This window comes from Sphingobium sp. CR2-8, from assembly GCF_035818615.1.
Classification (GTDB): Bacteria; Pseudomonadota; Alphaproteobacteria; order Sphingomonadales; family Sphingomonadaceae; genus Sphingobium.
This window is the reverse complement of record NZ_JAYKZY010000002.1, coordinates 2,206,524-2,223,672: the sequence shown is the minus strand read 5'-3', so window position 1 is coordinate 2,223,672 and position 17,149 is coordinate 2,206,524. Positions and strand designations below refer to the sequence as shown.

The window sequence follows — 17,149 nt, the reverse complement described above, 5'->3', positions numbered from 1 at the left end:
CTGGGGTGACGATGATAAGGCAAGGCCACCAATAGAGTCCCTACCGCAGCCACCCCGCCAACGTCGCCAGCATGCCGCGCTCCTCCGCCGCATTGCGCGATTTCGGCGCGCCATAGCCGCGACATTCCAGGCAGTCGGCGCGCACGCCCGCACCCATGACCAAGGCTTTCACGTCCGATACCGCCTGCATCGCCCAGCCGCGCTGCAACCAGGCTTGGCGCGCCAGCATGTCGCGCGGGGCGGTCGCGCCATCCTGTTCGCGATCGGCGATCGACTGCACGAACTGGGCGAATGTGTCGGGCTGCTTCTCGATCCTATAGGCCTTCGCCTTGGCAGGATCGAGTTTCGCGCGCTTGGCCGCTTCCGCAATGGCGTCCTCCAGCCCGCCGAAACGGTCGACCAGGCCCAGTTGACGCGCGGTGCCGCCGTCCCAGACGCGGCCCTGTGCGATGGCGTCGATCGCTTCCGGCGATTTCTTCCGGGATTGGGCGACGAGGCCGACGAAGCGGCGATAGATATCCTCGACCCCCAATTGCATGATCTGGTCGAATTCCGGCGTGGTGCCGCCGGTTATGTCGGGCTGCCCCGACAGCGGCGTGGTGCGTACGCCGTCGGTGGTGATGCCCATCTTCGCCAGCGTCCCTTCGAAGCTGGGGATGATACCGAAGACGCCGATCGACCCGGTGATGGTGTCCGGTTCGGCAAAGATGACGTCGGCGGGCGTCGATACCCAATAGCCGCCGCTGGCCGCGACATTGCCCATGGACACGACCACCGGCAGACCAGCGGACTTGGCTTGCAGGATGGCGCCGCGAATCTTTTCCGACGCCATGACGGAGCCGCCGGGCAAATCGACGCGCACGACCAACGCCTTCAAATCCTTTTCATCCAGCGCGGTCAGCAGCAGGTCGGAAATCGTGTCGCCTGCCGCCGTGCCGGGACCGGCTTCGCCATCGACGATGTCGCCCGCGATCGTCAGCACGCCGATCTGGCCGTCATTGGCGGGCTTGCGCGCTTTGACATAGGTGGGCAGGTCGATCGTGGCGAAACTCCCCGCCTTGTCGCCCGACGCTTCGCCAGCGATCTTCGCCACGCGCGCGCCAAAGGCGGCCTCGTCGCCCAGCCTGTCGACCAGGCCCGCCGTCAGCGCCGCCTTGCCCATGTCGCCGCCCGCCGCCTGCGCGGCGGCGACGGGATCATTGGCATAGGCTGCGATCTTCGCCTTGGGCCGGGCCTTCGTCACATCGTCCTGCCAGCTTTGCCAGAGCGCGCCAGCCAGCGCCTGGTTGGCCTGTTTGGCTTCCGGTGACTGTTCGGCGCGGGTGAAGGGTTCGACGAAGCTCTTATAGGTGCCGACACGATAGACATGGGTGTTGACCCCCAGCTTGTCGATCAGCCCCTTATAATAGAGGTTGGAGCCGCCCCGGCCCATGATCGCGACGCCGCCCAGCGGGTCGCTCCACACTTCGCTGGCATGGGCGGCGATCTGATAGCCGTCGTCGCTGTAGAGGGTGGCGTAGGCCAGCACCGGCTTCTTCGCGGCGCGCACCGCGTCCAGCGCCTTGCCGACGCGGGCCATGGCGACCTGGCCGCCGCCCAGAAACCCGTCGAGGTTCAGGACCACGGCCTTCACCTTGTCGTCGCTCTTGGCCGCATCCAGCGCGGCGACGATGTCGGACAGGCGATATTCCTTGTTGTCCGGGCCGGAGCCCGACAGCAGCGCCATCGCGCCCACGTCGGCGGGCTGTTCCACGATGCTGCCGTCCAGGTCGAGCAGCAGCGCGCCCGACGACACGGTTTTCCCGGGCTTGGGGGAGAAGGACAGCGCGGCATAGAGCGCGCCGAAGAAGAGCAGCAGGAAGAGGAGAACGAGGCCGTCCTTGATCGCGACCAATATGCGCCACGCGCCCTTCACAAATGCCAAGTGCAATGTCCTTCCGGTTGAGGCGCCTAGGGCTAGCCCATCGTTTCTGCGACTGCAATGTGGTGGGGCGGCCCGTCGGGACAAGCTTGCGCCCGGAATTTAGCGCGTTATGGGAGGGCATCATTCGCCGTTATCGTGCAGGAGACGCGCCCAATGCCCACTCTCGTCCTTATCCGCCATGGCCAGTCGTCGTGGAATCTCGAAAACCGCTTCACCGGCTGGTGGGACGTCGACGTAACGGAGAAGGGCGTCGAGGAAGCGCGCGCCGCCGGTCGGCTGATGGCCGAAAAGGGCCTGGATTTCGACCAATGCTATACCAGTTTCCAGAGCCGCGCGATCAAGACGCTGAACCTGGCGCTGGAGGAAATGGGGCGGCTTTGGCTGCCGGTCGAAAAGGACTGGCGTCTGAACGAACGCCATTATGGCGGCCTGACCGGCCTCAACAAGGCGGAGACGGCGGCCAAGCATGGCGACGATCAGGTCAAGATCTGGCGCCGCAGCTTCGACATTCCGCCGCCGGTGCTGGAAGCGGGCAGCGAGTTCGACCTGTCGAAGGACCGCCGCTATGACGGCATCGCCATCCCTTCGACCGAGAGCCTGAAGGACACGATCGCCCGTGTGCTTCCCTATTGGGAAGCGACGATCGCGCCCGACCTGAAAGCGGGCAAGCGCGTGCTGATTTCCGCGCATGGCAATTCGCTGCGCGCGCTGGTGAAGCATCTGTCCAACATCCCCGACGATGAAATCACGCATCTGGAAATCCCGACCGGCCAGCCGATCGTCTATGAACTGGCCGACGATCTGAGCGCCATCGATCGCTATTATCTGTCGGAACGGTAAGACTGGTAATTCCGTTCGGTTCGAGCAGCTTCGAGCGAAGTCGAGACGCGTCGTCGAGAACGGTTCTCGACAAGCTCGAACCGAACGGAGTGTGTATATTTATACGCATTGCGACATTGCTCCCTGGCGGCCCGGCCGCTAAGGGGCTTTGCTTTCCGGGCGGCGTCAAAGGCCGCGGGTTCAGGGGAAGCTGCATATGAGCGGGACAGTGACGGTCGGCATCATCATGGGGTCGCGGTCCGATTGGGACACGATGCGCCATGCCGCCGAAACGCTCGACGCGCTGGGCGTGCCCCATGAATGCAAGGTGGTGTCGGCCCACCGCACCCCGCAGCGACTCTATGATTACGCGACCGGCGCGGTGGATCGCGGCCTGAAGGTCATCATCGCGGGCGCGGGCGGCGCGGCGCATCTGCCGGGCATGACCGCGTCGATGACGCGCTTGCCGGTGCTGGGCGTGCCGGTGGAATCGAAGGCGCTCAAAGGAATGGATTCGCTGCTCTCCATCGTCCAGATGCCGGGCGGCATCCCCGTTGCCACGCTGGCGATCGGCAAGCCCGGCGCGATCAATGCGGGCCTGCTCGCTGCCGCGATCCTGGCGACACACGATCCCGCGCTGGCCGGACGGCTGGACGCGTGGCGCGCGCGGCAGACCGATGCCGTCGCCGAAACCGTCGAGGATTGAGGGCCAGCCCATGACGACGATCGCGCCCGGCGCCACCATCGGCATTTTAGGCGGCGGCCAGCTTGGTCGGATGATCGCCACCGCCGCCGCGCAGCTTGGCTATCGCACCTGCATCTACGCGCCGGAGGACAGCGGCCCGGCCGCCGACGTGTCGCCGCGCTGGACGCAGGGCGCCTATGAAGACGCGCAAGCGCTGGCCGCCTTCGCGGATGGTGTGGACGTCGTCACCTACGAGTTCGAGAATATCGATCCGGCCGCAGTCGACGTGCTGGCCGCCCACGGCCTCGTCCGGCCCGGTGCGCAGGCGCTGCGCGTGGCGCAGGACCGACTGGCTGAAAAGCGCTTCGTCAGCGACCTGGGCGGGCTGACCGCGCCCTTCGCACCGGTCGAGAGCCTAGACGATCTGGAAAGCGCGATCGAGCAGATCGGCAGCCGCGCGATCCTCAAGACCAACCGCATGGGTTATGACGGCAAGGGGCAGGCGCGCTTGTCGGAGCCGGGCGATGCCGTTGGCGCGTGGAATACCATCGGCCGTCAAAGCGCGATCCTGGAGGGGTTCGTGACCTTCGATCAGGAATTTTCGGTGATCCTGGTGCGCGGCGCGGATGGGGAAGTGCGCTTCTGGGATTCGGCGGCGAATGTGCATGTCGACGGGATATTGGCGACCTCGACCTTGCCGGCGGGCGCGGCGATCGAAGGGCAGGTCGGGCAGGCGCGCGCCATGGCGCAGCGGATCGCCGACGCGTTGGACTATGTCGGCGTCCTGACCTGCGAATTTTTCGCCAGCGCCGACGGCCCGGTCTTCAACGAAATGGCGCCGCGCGTCCATAATAGCGGGCACTGGACCATCGAGGGCGCGGTGACGAGCCAGTTCGAGAACCATGTCCGCGCGATCTGCGGCCTGCCCCTGGGCGACACGGCGCTCGCCGCGCGCGGGTTGGAGATGCGCAACCTGATCGGCGACGACGCGCATGACTGGCTGGCGATCCTGTCCGATCCGGCCAATCATTTGCATCTCTACGGCAAGCACGAAGCGCGTCCCGGCCGCAAGATGGGGCATGTGACGCGGCTTAGATTTTAGCGACGTGAAGTTATCCACATTCGCCCACAGATTTCTGATTGTCATTCAACCTTTGATTTGTGGCGTAAGCGATTTGCTGACATTATTCTGTCAACGCAAAATTCCACCGTCGTTTTCAAGGGTCAGCTACACGGTATGAGAAATTTGACGTCTATCGTAGCTTTGAACGAACAGGGCGTGATTGGTTGTGGCAACGCCCTACCTTGGCATGTCAAATCGGACTTAAAGTTCTTTCGTGAAACCACGCTTGGTAACGTGGTTATTATGGGTCGGAAGACGTTTGATTCGATCGGGAAACCTCTTCCGAAGCGACACAGCATCATTGTGTCGCATAATTCAACGTTGGTGCCGACTTCTGAAACTTGCCAATGGGCTGCAAGCGTTGAAGAGGCGATTTTCGACGCATCGATGATTAATAAGGATGCATTTTTGGTTGGCGGTGCGTCAATGTATTCGCAAATGGCGCCATTTGTTGATCGTTATCTAATTACGATCGTAGACAAAGAAGTCATGAATGGTGATGCATTTTTTGATGAAGCTATTATCGGTGATTTAGCGCGCTGGAACTTAGACTTATTGTTTAAAAGCGACGGGGTGTTGCCAGGTGACGAGGCTGCCTTCGAAATTTGGGAGCTCAATCATCCTAATCCTACTGAAATAAGGTTACGACGGGATCAATTGGTTAGGCGATATGCTGAACGAAATCATTTTTATCGAACAGTCGTCGCGGTAAAGGATAATGCAGAGAACCAGCTTCCTGAACTGCCTAAAGCAGTAGGGCGGCTGCTCGCTTAGCGCTTCCTCTTCGTGCTTTTTACGCCGCATTGCCACGCCCCTGCCGCGCCCCTATAGGCCGCGCCATGGAGCGGCTTAGCAGCAGCGCCCCGATCCCTGCGCATCTGCGCGGGAGCGTCATGGCGCTCGGCAATTTCGACGGATTTCACGCGGGCCATCAGGCGGTGGTCGGCCATGCGATCGCGCGCGCCCGCGCCGAAGGGCGTCCCGCGATCGTCGCCACCTTCGATCCGCATCCCATGCGGCTGTTCCGGCCGGACACGCCCAGCTTTCGCCTGACCACGCTGGACCAGCGGGCCGCGTTGTTCGCGTGCGCCGGGGCGGACGCGATGCTGGTGTTCGATTTCACCACCGCGCTGGCGGCGCTCGATCCTGCCGCCTATGTCCGCCTGCTCACCGAACAACTGGGCGTCAGCGCCGTGGTGACGGGGAAGACTTCACCTTCGGCCGGGCGCGCAGCGGTACTGTCGCCACCTTCGCCGAACTTGGTCTGCCTGCGCAAGCGGTCGCGCCAGTGTCGGACGGGGAGGGCGTGATTTCCTCCAGCCGTATCCGCGCGGCGTTGCAGGCCGGGGATTGCGCGACCGCCGCGCGCCTTCTCACGCGCCCCTATGCCATTGCGGGGACTGTGCAGCATGGCGACAAGCTGGGCCGCACCATCGGCTTTCCCACCGCCAATATCGACATGGGGCCGTATCTGCGGCCCGCTTACGGCATCTATGCGGTGCGGGGGCAATTGGCAGATGGGCGAGTTCTGGACGGCGCAGCCAATCTGGGCATCCGGCCCAGCTTCGATCCGCCCAAGGAATTGCTGGAACCCCATTTCTTCGATTTCGCCGAAAGCCTGTATGGGGAGACGGTCGAAGTGCAGCTGATCGCCTATCTGCACGGGGAGCGGAAATATGACGGGCTGGATGCGCTGATGGCGGGGATCGCGCAGGACTGTGACGATGCGCGGCAAATCCTTGCGGGAACGCCCTACGTCGCTTAAGGCACCGGGCCTGATAGACCCAACATCCGTTCGGTTCGCGCTTGTCGAGAACTGATCTTGAAGCCCCGTTCTCGACCGGCGCTTCTCGGCTTCGCTCGAAGATGCTCGAACCGAACGGATCTAATATAAGCGCGCTCATGACCGACCAGCCCGACTACAAGTCCACCGTTTTCCTGCCGCAGACCGACTTCCCGATGAAGGCGGGCCTAGCCCAGAAGGAACCGGCGATCGCCGCCCAATGGGAGGCGATGGACCTCTACGGCAAGCTGCGTGAGAAGCGCGCGGGGCGCGAACGCTTCATCCTGCACGACGGCCCGCCCTACGCCAATGGCGACATCCATATGGGCCATGCGATGAACAAGGTGCTCAAGGACATCATCGTCCGCGCGCAATCCCTGTTGGGCAAGGACGCGCCCTATGTGCCGGGCTGGGACTGCCACGGCCTGCCGATCGAATGGAAGATCGAGGAAGAATATCGCAAGAAGAAGCTGAACAAGGACGAGGTTCCCGCTCAGGAATTTCGTGCCCAGTGCCGTGCCTATGCCGACAAATGGGTGGGCGTGCAGAAGGAACAGTTCAAGCGTCTGGGCGTGATGGGCGACTGGGCCGATCCGTACCTGACCATGAAATTCGACGCCGAAGCGACGATCGTGGGCGAACTGCTGAAATTCGCTGAAAGTGGCCAGCTGTATCGCGGGGCCAAGCCGGTGATGTGGTCGCCGGTGGAAAAGACCGCGCTCGCCGAAGCGGAGGTCGAATATGAGGACGTGACGTCGACCCAGATCGACGTGGCGTTCGAGATCGTGGAAGCCCCGAACGCGCCGGAACTGGTCGGCGCGCATGCGGTGATCTGGACGACGACGCCCTGGACGATCCCGGTAAACCAGGCGATCGCTTATGGGGAAGGCATTGAGTATATCCTCTTGAAGGACGGTGTTTCACCACGCTCTTATCTTGTCGCTAAGGATCTTGCCGCTGCCTTCCAGGCGCGAGGCGGCAATCTTGTTGTCGGCACTCTTTCTTACCATGAAAGTGAATGGCCGGTGTTTAAAGGCTCCGACCTCGCCGGTGCCGTCGCTCGTCACCCGATGCACACGCTGGGCGGCTTCTTCGCTAAGCCCCGCCCGCTGCTCCCCGCCGATCATGTCACCACCGACGCAGGCACCGGCCTTGTCCATATGGCGCCCGACCATGGCGAGGAGGATTTCATCGCCTGCAAGAAGCTGGGCATCGACCCGGTCTTCGCGGTCAACGATGCGGGCTTCTATCGCGACGATTGGGACTGGCTCCCCGGGCAGGGCAGCGTCATCAACACCAAGTTCAACGGTGCGGACGGCCCCATCTGCACCGACCTGCGCGCGGCTGGTGCGCTGCTCTCCGCCAGCGACTTCCGCCACAGCTATCCGCATAGCTGGCGGTCGAAGGCGCGGATCATCTATCGCTGCACGCCGCAATGGTTCATCCCTATGGACAAGCCCTCGACCCAGTCCGTCATCCCAGCGCAAGCTGGGATCTCAGGCGGAGGCACACTGACGCCCGAGACCCCAGCCTATGCTGGGGTGACGGGTGAGGGGGGCAACGGCGCGACCCTGCGCGATATCGCGCTGGACGCGATCGCGAACACCCGCTGGGTGCCCGAGCGCTCCACCAACCGCATCCGATCCATGGTCGAAGGGCGTCCCGACTGGGTCATCAGCCGCCAGCGCGCCTGGGGTGTACCGATTGCGCTCTACGTCCATCGCAAGAGCGGTCAGTATCTGGTCGATCCGGCGGTCAACGCCCGCATCATCGCCGCATTCAAGGGCGCGGGCGCGGACGCCTGGTTCGGGGCCGATCATCAGGCGCTGCTTGGTCCCGATTATGACCTTGCCGACTATGAAGTCGTGAACGACATTCTGGACGTCTGGTTCGACAGCGGTTCGACCCACAGCTTCGTGGTCGAAGGGCGCTATGGCGAGGGCACCCGCGCCGACCTTTATATCGAAGGATCGGACCAGCATCGCGGCTGGTTCCAGTCCTCGCTGCTGGAAAGCTGCGGGACGCGCGGGCGGGCTCCCTATGACGCCGTGCTGACCCATGGCTTCGCGCTGGACGGCACGGGCAAGAAAATGTCCAAGAGCCTCGGCAATGTGGTCGATCCGCTCAAGATCATGGGCGAAAGCGGCGCGGACATCCTGCGCGTCTGGGTCGCCAGCACCGACTATTTCGATGACGTGCGGATCGGCAAGGAAGTGCTGGCCGGGTCGTCCGACGCCTATCGCAAGCTGCGCAACACCTTCCGCTACATGCTGGGTGCGCTGGCCGACTATGACGAGGACAGTGAAGCGGTGTCCTATGCCGAAATGCCGGAGTTGGAGCGCTATATGCTCCACCGTCTGGCGTCGCTGGACGCTGAACTGCGCGGGGTGGTGGACAAGGCGGCGAAGAGCGAGAATTGGCTGGAATTTTCCCGCTACACCCGCGCGATCTTCGATTTCGCCAACAGCGATCTGTCCGCCTTCTTCTTCGATATCCGCAAGGACTGCCTCTATTGCGATGCGAAGTCGGACCCCAAGCGTCGCGCCTATCGCACCTTGCTGGACACACTGTTCCACGCGCTGGTGCGCTATGTCGCGCCGATCATCCCTTTTACGGCGGAAGAAGTCTGGCAGAGCCGCTTCCCCAATGTGGAAGAGAGCGTCCATTTCCTGGAATGGCCCGCGATCGACCATAAGTGGATCGACCGCGATCTGGACGACAAATGGAGCGAACTGCGCAACCAGCGCGAGCAGGTGAACGAAGCGATCGAGCCGCTGCGGCGCGAAAAGGTCGTGCGGTCCAGCCTGGACGCGGACGTCACCATGGGCGAGTTGCTGCCGGTGGGTGATGTCGACTTCGCCGAAGTGGCGATCGTTGCGCGCGTGACCATGGGCGAAGGCGACGGCATCGTCGTCACGCCCAGCGCCTGGCACAAATGCGGTCGCTGCTGGCGCAAGCTGCCGGAAGTGACGGAAGACGGCACGCTGTGCGATCGTTGCGACGCGGTGTTGAAGGCATGAGCGCCGTCAATCATCGCCCGCTGGGCCTGACCGTCGCGATCGTAACGCTCGCGCTGGACCAGCTGATCAAATATACGGTCACCTATCCGCTCGCGCTCAAGAGCCGGTTGGAAGGGATCGATATCGTGCCCTTCTTTCGCCTGCGCTGGCTGGAAAATCGTGGCGTTTCCATGGGCTTTTTCCACGCTGATACTGATGTCGCCCGCTGGGTGCTGGTCGGCATGACGATGCTGATCGCCGGTTTCGTGGGTGTGTGGATGTGGCGCGAAAAGGCGCGGCAGGATGTGACCGCGCTGGGCCTGGTGCTGGGCGGCGCGATCGGCAATATCGTGGATCGCATGCGGCTGGGCTATGTCGTCGATTATGCCGACCTGCATTTCGGCGAATGGCGGCCTTTCCTGATTTTCAATCTGGCGGATGCCGCCATTACCATCGGCGTGCTGATCCTGCTTGCGCGGGCGTTGCTGCTGCGCGACAAGGGCGCAAATTCGGAGACTGTGAAGTAATGCGTAAACTGATCCTCGCCGCCGGCCTTGTGACCACCCTGTCCGCCTGCGGCGGCGGCGGCGGCCTGATGAACCGCCAGCGTCCCGACGAATTCGCCGTGTCGCGGCAGGCCCCCCTGGTGATCCCGCCCGACTTCGCGCTGGTGCCGCCCGCGCCCGGCTCGCCCGCTGCGGCCTCGGTCAATTCGAGCAAGGCTGCGATGGAGGCGATGTTCGGCGGCCCAGCGCCCCGCAGCGCCAGCGAAAGCGCCACGCTGAGCGCGACCGGGCGCGCCAATGCTGCGGCCGGCATCCGCTCGTCGGTCGGTGATCCGGGCACCGAAGTCGTGGACAAGGGCGCGACCACCCGCGACATCATCGCCGCGCCCGAAGGTGACGGGCAGGACGCGCGCGCCGCTACCTCGGCCCCCGCTCCGGCGCCTGCGCCTGCGCCGCAACAATAATCAGAGCGGCCGGTAACTGATCTGCGCCTTGCCCGTCGCACGGACGGGCAGGTGCAGACCCTGGCCATAGGCATGGATGGTGCCGATATCGAAGCGGTCGGCATGCGCCTTTATGACGAAGTCGCCCTCCCGCCGATCGGCGATGGCGCGGCCGATCTTGCCTTTCAGCTCTTCTATGTCCTTGGCGAAATTCTGACCCAGCGCGCTGGCGATCAGGTTGGAAAAGCCGGGGCTTTGTCCGATCGCCAGCAGCATGTCGCCACTGACCCCGTCGGTATCGCCGGTGATGACCGGATCGACGAAACCGACGCGGGGCGAGTTGGCGGCGTTGACCGGGCGCGCGGCCAGCCAGATGCGGCCATGGATTTCCTCCTGCGAATTGGCGGGCCGGGCAGCGATGTCCACGCCCACCGCGATGCGTCCGCCGGTCGCGCCATAGCAGGCGACATTGGAAAAGCGCACCGACACCGCACCGATGCCGGGCAAGTCGAAGGGGCGCGTGGCGCGCTTCGACAGCGCGCGCTGGACGACGGGTTGCAGTTCGCGATAGTCCGCCGTCACCGGCAGGAAGAAGGACAGTTGGTTGCGCACCGGTGAACGGTCGAGCGGGGGCAGCGCGGTCGGACGCGGATCGGCCGGGCGATCGCCGACGAAGGTCTCCGTTATGGCCTCCATCCCCAGATCGAGCCGGATGGACTGGCCGCGCATCACATAGCCATTGTAGAAGATTTTTTGCGGGCTGACGCGCATCCAGACCGGCGGGTTCTGTTTGTTGAGATCGAGCGTCGTAAAGGCCTGACGCCAGAGTTTCTCCGCTTCGCTCCGCAGGTTCATCTTCGCCAGTTCGCGCGGCAGATCCCGCTCCAGTCTGGCGACGATGGGGCGCAGTTTTTCGTCGGCTTCGTCGGTGAAGCGGATGCGCTGGCCCAGAAAATCGATGCCGGGCGGCGTGGTCCAGTCATAATGGAGTTGCACCGTACCCTTGGGCGTCCAGTCGCGCGCCAGATCGATGGTGATGCGGGCCTTGACCATCGCCGATCCTGTCGCGGTTTCGCCTTTCAGCACGCCGCCCACGTCCCGCGCGCTGATGCTGGCATGGATGGGCAGGTCGGCGATGATGTCCCGCCCTTCACCGCGCAGGCTGACCGCGCCGCGGGTGACGGTGCCGACGATGGTGCAGCCGATGGGCGGCGTGACCTTCAGCTCGCCGCCGAATATCTTGACCTTCTGCGGCGCGACGCAGCGCGGCTCGCGGCGGTTGATCGTCCACAGGATGCGCGGCACCGCCTGTTCGACCGCTTCGCGCAAAGCGGCGGAGTCCGCCTCGACCGGCACGGCGATCAGCGATTTTTCCTGTGGCGCGGGCACGGGGTCGGATGCGCGGGGCGGGGCGACGGCAGCGGGTTTCTGCTGGCAACCCACGCAGAGGATCAGGGCGACAAGGGCAGGCGTACGACCGCGTGCGAACCGATGCGATGATGCCCGATAATGCGCCGCCAACCGCCCCTCCGTCTCTTATGGGCCGTGCCGACTATGCTGCCGGTGGCACGGTCAGCCCATTACGCTTGCGGAGCGAATTTGGTTCCTGCGATATGTTGGCGTCAGGCGCGAACTTCCGCCCCGACGCTGTTGTGGCGCAGGGCGGTCAGCACGGTATCGACGATCGCGTCGGCGTCCAGCCGGGCGTCGGCATATTGTTTTTCGGGCTTGTCCTGATCCTGGAAGATATCGGGCAGGCGCATGGTCCGCAGCTTGAGGCCATTGTCGATCAGGCCAAGGTCGCTGGCGAGCGTGAGCACATGCGCGCCCAGGCCGCCGATCGCGCCTTCCTCGATCGTCACGGCGACTTCGTGGGTGGTCAGCAGCTTGCGGATCATCGCTTCGTCCAGCGGCTTGGCGAAACGCAGGTCGGCGACGGTGGTGGACAGGCCCTTGGCCTCCAGCGCTTCGGCGGCCTTGAGCGCTTCCTCCAGACGGGTGCCCAGCGATAGGATGGCGACCTGCCGCCCGTCGCGCACGATGCGGCCCTTGCCGATGGCGAGCCGTTCGGGGACTTCGGGCATGGCGACGCCGGTGCCGTTGCCGCGCGGATAGCGCACCGCGATCGGGCCGCTGTCGTGGACGGCGCAGGTATGGACCATGTGGACCAGTTCCGCCTCGTCCGCCGCCGCCATCACCACCATATTGGGCAGGGTGGCGAGATAGGTGACGTCGAAGCTGCCCGCATGGGTCGAACCGTCCGCGCCGACCAAGCCCGCGCGGTCGATCGCGAAGCGGACGGGCAGGTTCTGGATCGCCACGTCATGCACGACCTGATCGTAGGCGCGTTGCAGGAAGGTCGAGTAGATGGCGCAGAAGGGGCGCATGCCTTCCGCCGCCAGGCCGGCCGCGAAGGTGACGGCATGTTGTTCGGCGATGCCGACGTCGAAGATGCGGTCGGGAAAGGCCAGCTGGAACTTGTCCAGGCCCGTGCCCGACGGCATGGCGGCGGTGATGGCGCAGACGGTGGGATCGCGCTGCGCTTCGGCGATCAGGGCCTGCGCGAAGACATTGGTATAGCTGGGCGGTCCGGGTGGGGCCTTCGCCTGCGCGCCGGTGATGACGTCGAACTTCTGGACGCCATGATATTTGTCGGCGGCCGCTTCGGCAGGGGCATAGCCCTTGCCCTTTTGCGTGACGACATGGACCAGGCACGGCCCTTCGGCCGCGTCGCGTACATTTTCCAGGACCGGGATCAGCTGGTCCAGATTATGGCCGTCGACCGGGCCGACATAATAGAAGCCCAGTTCCTCGAACAGGGTGCCGCCCATCGCCATGCCGCGCGCGAACTCGTCCGTCTTGCGCGCCGCATTGTGGAGCGGTCGGGGAAGCTTGCGGGCGAGGCGCTTGGCAATGTCGCGCAGGCCGAGGAACTCGCGGCTCGACACCAGCCGTGCAAGATAGGCGGACAGGCCACCGACCGGCGGGGCGATCGACATGTCGTTGTCGTTCAGGATCACGACCAGGCGATTGCCCGCGGCGCGCGCATTGTTCATCGCCTCATAGGCCATGCCCGCCGACATCGCGCCGTCACCGATCACGGCGATGCCCTTGCCGGGACGATCCTGCATCTTGTTGGCGATGGCGAAGCCCAAGGCCGCGCTGATCGATGTGGAACTGTGCGCCGCGCCGAAGGGGTCATATTCGGATTCGGCGCGCTTGGTGAAGCCGGACAGGCCGCCGCCCATGCGCAGGGTGCGGATGCGGTCGCGGCGACCGGTCAATATCTTGTGCGGATAGCATTGATGGCCGACGTCCCAGACCAGCTTGTCCTGCGGCGTGTCGAACACATAATGGATCGCAGTGGTCAGTTCGACGACGCCCAGACCCGAACCCAGATGCCCGCCGGTCACGCCGACCGCAGCGATCACTTCCTGCCGCAGTTCGTCGGCCAGCTGGTCCAGTTGATCGGGCTTCAGCGCGCGCAGGTCGGACGGCCAGACGACCTGGTCGAGAAGCGGGGTTTGCGGACGATCATTCATGAAAGACTTAGACTCCCCAGGCCGCGAGGCCGTTCCCTGTCGAAGGGACATCCGCAAGGCCGTTCCCCATCAAAGGGACGTGCGCTAGGCCGTTCCGCGCCAAAGCGCAACGCTGCCGGGCGACCATATATCAGGCTGCGCATTTGGCGCAGGTGCCCAGAATTTCGATCACCGGCCGTTCGGGATGGAACCCTTCCTGCACCGCGACCGCCCGCACTTCGTTCGTGACCTTGTCGTCATCGACATGGGTCGCCTGCTTGCAGGTGCGGCAGACCAGGAAGATGCAGTCGTGATGACAGCCCGGATGGGCGTTGGCGATATAGGCGTTGGCGCTTTCCACCCGCATGGCGATGTTGTTCGTCACGAACAGGTCGAGGATGCGATAGACGCTGTTGGGCGCGACCCGCTTGCCGCGCGCCTTCGACACCGTATCGGCGATGTCGTAGGCTGAAGCCGGGCGCTCCTCCGCCGCCAGCGCGTCGAAGATGGCGGCGCGCATCGGCGTCCATTGTTCGTTCTTCGCTTCCAGCGTGATGCGGGCGGCGTCGGCCAGCTTCGTGCCGGTCGGTTCCTGATGATGGTGATGGTCGGCCATGGCGTTCAATCTAGGCTTGCGAGGGATCGGGGGCAAGGGCGCGCTGCGGCAGGCGCTATCGGGTCAGCGTTGCGCGAAGGCCCATGCCGCCCACAGCCACCCTGCGATCATCAACAGGCCGCCGATCGGCGTGACCGCGCCCAGCCATTTGGGACCGCCCAGCGCCATCGCGTAGAGGGTGAGGGCAAAGATCGCCGCGCCGGTGAGCATCAGCGCCGCCGCACCGCGCGCGACGCCCATTATGGCGATCGCCGCGACCGCATGGATCAGCTGGTACATGCCCCCGGTGCGCAGCCATTCGACCGCCTTGGGATCGGTGACGCCATGCGCGCCGAATGCGCCCGCACCGATGGCGAGCGCGGCCGACAGGCAGGCCGATAATGCGATCATGCGTCTTCCCCATCCCCTCGGCTGAGCAGCCGCATGCCCTTGCCGGGGCGATACATCAAGTCCTTCGCCGCGAGCAGCGTGCCATGTTCGGTCTGGAGCGCCAGCCGCTGGGCATCATTTTCGCGATATTGCCGCTCGACTTCCTCGACTTCTTCGTCCGGGACGCCCAGCGCCTGCATCGCCTGCACGCCCATGCAGATCGCCGATTTATAGACTTCGCGGACGACGCCTGCCAGGTCCATCTCCTGCAATTCCATCAATTGCCGCCGGTCGAAGGCGCGGACCATCAGCGCGGCCTGCGGGAAAGCCTCCGCGATCGGCTGGAGCGTACGCGAATCGAGCGAGGGATCGTCGATGCAGAAGGCGATCAGCCGCGCTTCCGCCCCACCGGCGCGGTGGAGCAGGTCCATGCGGGTGCCGTCGCCATAATAGACTTTCATGTCGAACCGGCTCGACACCTCGATCTGCGAGGGCTTCTTGTCGATCAGGGTGACGCCAAAGCCGTGGCCCATCAGCATCTGCGCCACGGTCTGGCCGAAGCGGCCATAACCCACGACGATGGCGGAACCGCGCGGCGCGTCTTCCGGGCCGGGCAGGTCGTCAAGGTCCTTGGGCCTGGCAAATTCGAAACGGCGGGCGAACAGCATCAGGAAGGGCGTCGTCGCCATGGAGAAGGTGACGATCGCGCTGAACAGGCTGGCCGCTTCGGGCGCGATCAGCAGGGCGTTCTGCGCCTGGGCGAAGAGGACGAAGCCGAATTCGCCGCCTTGGGACAGGAGCAACCCCGCGCCCAGCGCCTGTTTCCACGCCATGCCGAACAGGCGGGCGAGGCCGGTGACGATCGCCGCCTTGGTCGCGACCAGGATCGCGGCCATCGACAGGACGAATAGCGGGTTGGCGGCGACGGCGCGCAGGTCCAGCACCATGCCCACGGCCAGGAAAAAGAGGCCGAGCAGGATCGAGCGGAAGGGTTCGACGTCGGCCTCAATCTCGTGCCGGTAGGGCGAATCGGCGAGCATGACGCCCGCGACGAAGGCGCCCAGCGCGGTCGAGAGGTGCAGGCTGTGCATCAGCGCGGCGGCGGCAAGAACGGTGAAGAGACCGACGACGACGAACATCTCGCGCTCGCCCAGTCGCCCGACCAGCCCCAGGAGCGGGCGAAGAATGAAGCGGCCCGCCAGCACGAGGCCCGCAATGGCGGCGACAGTGTAGCCCGCCATCATCCATCCGGGCGGTCCGCCCGCGTCGGCCGGGTTGCGCGACAGCGCGGCGACGATGGTGATGAGCGGGACGATCGAAAGATCCTGGAACAGCAGGATCGAAAAGACTTTCTCACCGAAGGGCGAGTTGATGCGGCCGCTGGATTTGAGGCCCGGCAGCACCTGTGCGGTGGAGGACAGGGCGAGCGGCAGGCCGAGCGCGATGGCCGCGCCCCAGGTGAAGCCGGTGAAGTAGAAGATGATCGCGGTCAGCATGCTGCCGCACAGCACGACCTGCGCCAGGCCTAGCGCAAAGATATCGCGCTTCAATCGCCAGAGGCGGGCGGGGTGGAGTTCGAGGCCGACGAGGAACAGCAGCAGGACGATACCGATTTCCGCGATGGCGAGCTTCGATTCGCCGCCGCCGACCAGGCCCAGGCCCTGCGGCCCGACCAGTGCGCCCGCGACGAGATAGCCCAGCACCGCGCCCAGGCCGAAGCGGCGGAAGAGCAGGACGAAGAGGACGGCGGCGCCGAGCAGGATGACGCCGTCGCTCAACAATATGTCGGTGGCGCTGATCGGGACGGGCGGGACGGATGCGGGCGCGGCGGACATCAGGCGTCCGCCATCCGCGCGGCTTCCGCGATCGCTTCGAAGCCGAGGCGGATCGAGGCGTGGCGGGCGGGATAGCCGCGCGCCGGGGCCAGCACGGCCAGGCCTGGCCAGAAATCCAGGTCTTCGCTCGTCCCCGCCAGATAGGCGGCCAGCTTGTCGCGCGCTTCGGCCAGTTCCTGCGCGGTCAGGCCGATCGCATGGCCCGCCATCAGCGCGGCGGAGGCCTGGCCCAAGGCGCAGGCCTTCACGTCCAGGCCCATGTCGGCCAGGCGACCGTCCGCCATCCGCGCATCGGCCGTCACCCGCGATCCGCAGGTGGGGGAGCGCCTCTCGACGCTGGCCTGGGGATCGGGCAGGCGGGCATGGTGCGGGATGCCGGCGGCTAGCCGCAAGATGTCCTTGTTATACAGGGGAGCGCTCATATTCGCCCATGTAGGGCAGGATCGGCACGGGGTGAAGGCGGGGAATGGTCCTGGGGGAAAATAGAGGAAACAGATTGCTGTATAAAGCCCACAAAGGACGGGAA

General features: G+C 64.8%; 14 protein-coding genes and 1 pseudogene. 8 read left to right on the top strand and 7 right to left on the bottom strand.

Translation table 11 applies throughout. The features are described from left to right. Positions 1–40 precede the first annotated feature (40 nt). Positions 41–1,924, bottom strand: a complete 1,884-nt coding sequence (gene sppA / locus U5A82_RS14750; RefSeq protein WP_326291589.1) for a signal peptide peptidase SppA — start codon at positions 1,922–1,924, stop codon at positions 41–43. Positions 1,925–2,077: 153 nt separating this feature from the next. Between sppA and gpmA the strand changes: the two genes are divergently transcribed. The 8 genes and pseudogenes from gpmA to U5A82_RS14710 all read left to right on the top strand — a co-directional run bounded on the left by gpmA (position 2,078) and on the right by U5A82_RS14710 (position 10,303). Continuing rightward, on the top strand, positions 2,078–2,764 hold the full coding sequence (gpmA, locus tag U5A82_RS14745; RefSeq protein WP_326291588.1) for a 2,3-diphosphoglycerate-dependent phosphoglycerate mutase: 687 nt from the start codon (positions 2,078–2,080) through the stop codon (positions 2,762–2,764). 196 nt (positions 2,765–2,960) lie between these two features. Further along, positions 2,961–3,449 carry a 5-(carboxyamino)imidazole ribonucleotide mutase gene (gene purE / locus U5A82_RS14740; RefSeq protein WP_326291587.1) on the top strand — a complete coding sequence of 163 codons (489 nt, stop codon included), beginning with the start codon at positions 2,961–2,963 and terminating at the stop codon, positions 3,447–3,449. Between the two features lie 10 nt (positions 3,450–3,459). Continuing rightward, positions 3,460–4,530, top strand: coding sequence for a 5-(carboxyamino)imidazole ribonucleotide synthase (locus U5A82_RS14735; RefSeq protein WP_326291586.1), 1,071 nt, complete (start codon positions 3,460–3,462; stop codon positions 4,528–4,530). A gap of 135 nt (positions 4,531–4,665) precedes the next feature. Beyond that, positions 4,666–5,325 (top strand): dihydrofolate reductase, encoded by a 660-nt coding sequence (locus U5A82_RS14730; protein ID WP_326291585.1) that lies wholly within the window; start codon positions 4,666–4,668, stop codon positions 5,323–5,325. A 65-nt stretch (positions 5,326–5,390) separates the two neighbouring features. Continuing rightward, positions 5,391–6,316 (top strand): annotated as a pseudogene (locus tag U5A82_RS14725) (bifunctional riboflavin kinase/FAD synthetase). A gap of 137 nt (positions 6,317–6,453) precedes the next feature. Continuing rightward, the gene (ileS, locus tag U5A82_RS14720) at positions 6,454–9,354 is read left to right on the top strand and encodes an isoleucine--tRNA ligase (protein WP_326291584.1); all 2,901 of its coding nucleotides are present in this window, start codon (positions 6,454–6,456) and stop codon (positions 9,352–9,354) included. Beyond that, entirely contained in the window at positions 9,351–9,860 is a 510-nt protein-coding gene (gene lspA / locus U5A82_RS14715) for a signal peptidase II (protein WP_326291583.1), read from the top strand. Before ileS ends, lspA begins: the two co-directional genes overlap by 4 nt. After that, positions 9,860–10,303 (top strand): DUF3035 domain-containing protein, encoded by a 444-nt coding sequence (locus U5A82_RS14710; protein ID WP_326291582.1) that lies wholly within the window; start codon positions 9,860–9,862, stop codon positions 10,301–10,303. Before lspA ends, U5A82_RS14710 begins: the two co-directional genes overlap by 1 nt. Here the strand turns inward: U5A82_RS14710 and U5A82_RS14705 are convergent, their stop codons facing one another. The 6 genes from U5A82_RS14705 to U5A82_RS14680 all read right to left on the bottom strand — a co-directional run bounded on the left by U5A82_RS14705 (position 10,304) and on the right by U5A82_RS14680 (position 17,045). Then, positions 10,304–11,803, bottom strand: coding sequence for a DUF4403 family protein (locus U5A82_RS14705; RefSeq protein WP_326291581.1), 1,500 nt, complete (start codon positions 11,801–11,803; stop codon positions 10,304–10,306). A 101-nt stretch (positions 11,804–11,904) separates the two neighbouring features. After that, positions 11,905–13,824: a 1-deoxy-D-xylulose-5-phosphate synthase gene (gene dxs / locus U5A82_RS14700; RefSeq protein ID WP_326291580.1), complete on the bottom strand. Its 1,920-nt coding sequence runs from the start codon at positions 13,822–13,824 to the stop codon at positions 11,905–11,907. Positions 13,825–13,954: 130 nt separating this feature from the next. Then, positions 13,955–14,419, bottom strand: coding sequence for a Fur family transcriptional regulator (locus U5A82_RS14695; RefSeq protein ID WP_326291579.1), 465 nt, complete (start codon positions 14,417–14,419; stop codon positions 13,955–13,957). Between the two features lie 63 nt (positions 14,420–14,482). Then, positions 14,483–14,809 carry a DUF423 domain-containing protein gene (locus U5A82_RS14690; RefSeq protein WP_326291578.1) on the bottom strand — a complete coding sequence of 109 codons (327 nt, stop codon included), beginning with the start codon at positions 14,807–14,809 and terminating at the stop codon, positions 14,483–14,485. Beyond that, positions 14,806–16,623, bottom strand: coding sequence for a cation:proton antiporter domain-containing protein (locus U5A82_RS14685; protein WP_326291577.1), 1,818 nt, complete (start codon positions 16,621–16,623; stop codon positions 14,806–14,808). The genes U5A82_RS14690 and U5A82_RS14685 overlap by 4 nt, the downstream gene beginning before the upstream one ends. Then, positions 16,623–17,045 (bottom strand): iron-sulfur cluster assembly scaffold protein, encoded by a 423-nt coding sequence (locus U5A82_RS14680; RefSeq protein ID WP_326291575.1) that lies wholly within the window; start codon positions 17,043–17,045, stop codon positions 16,623–16,625. Before U5A82_RS14680 ends, U5A82_RS14685 begins: the two co-directional genes overlap by 1 nt. Between the last annotated feature and the right edge of the window lie 104 nt (positions 17,046–17,149).

Bases quoted from the DNA above. Each gene is read 5' to 3' on its own strand.
- purE (WP_326291587.1), top strand. From the start codon at position 2,961: ATGAGCGGGACAGTGACGGTCGGCATCATCATGGGGTCGCGGTCCGAT.
- U5A82_RS14730 (WP_326291585.1), top strand. From the start codon at position 4,666: ATGAGAAATTTGACGTCTATCGTAGCTTTGAACGAACAGGGCGTGATT.
- gpmA (WP_326291588.1), top strand. From the start codon at position 2,078: ATGCCCACTCTCGTCCTTATCCGCCATGGCCAGTCGTCGTGGAATCTC.
- U5A82_RS14695 (WP_326291579.1), bottom strand. From the start codon at position 14,419: ATGGCCGACCATCACCATCATCAGGAACCGACCGGCACGAAGCTGGCC.
- lspA (WP_326291583.1), top strand. From the start codon at position 9,351: ATGAGCGCCGTCAATCATCGCCCGCTGGGCCTGACCGTCGCGATCGTA.
- dxs (WP_326291580.1), bottom strand. From the start codon at position 13,824: ATGAATGATCGTCCGCAAACCCCGCTTCTCGACCAGGTCGTCTGGCCG.
- U5A82_RS14685 (WP_326291577.1), bottom strand. From the start codon at position 16,623: ATGTCCGCCGCGCCCGCATCCGTCCCGCCCGTCCCGATCAGCGCCACC.
- U5A82_RS14690 (WP_326291578.1), bottom strand. From the start codon at position 14,809: ATGATCGCATTATCGGCCTGCCTGTCGGCCGCGCTCGCCATCGGTGCG.
- ileS (WP_326291584.1), top strand. From the start codon at position 6,454: ATGACCGACCAGCCCGACTACAAGTCCACCGTTTTCCTGCCGCAGACC.
- U5A82_RS14680 (WP_326291575.1), bottom strand. From the start codon at position 17,045: ATGAGCGCTCCCCTGTATAACAAGGACATCTTGCGGCTAGCCGCCGGC.
- U5A82_RS14735 (WP_326291586.1), top strand. From the start codon at position 3,460: ATGACGACGATCGCGCCCGGCGCCACCATCGGCATTTTAGGCGGCGGC.
- U5A82_RS14710 (WP_326291582.1), top strand. From the start codon at position 9,860: ATGCGTAAACTGATCCTCGCCGCCGGCCTTGTGACCACCCTGTCCGCC.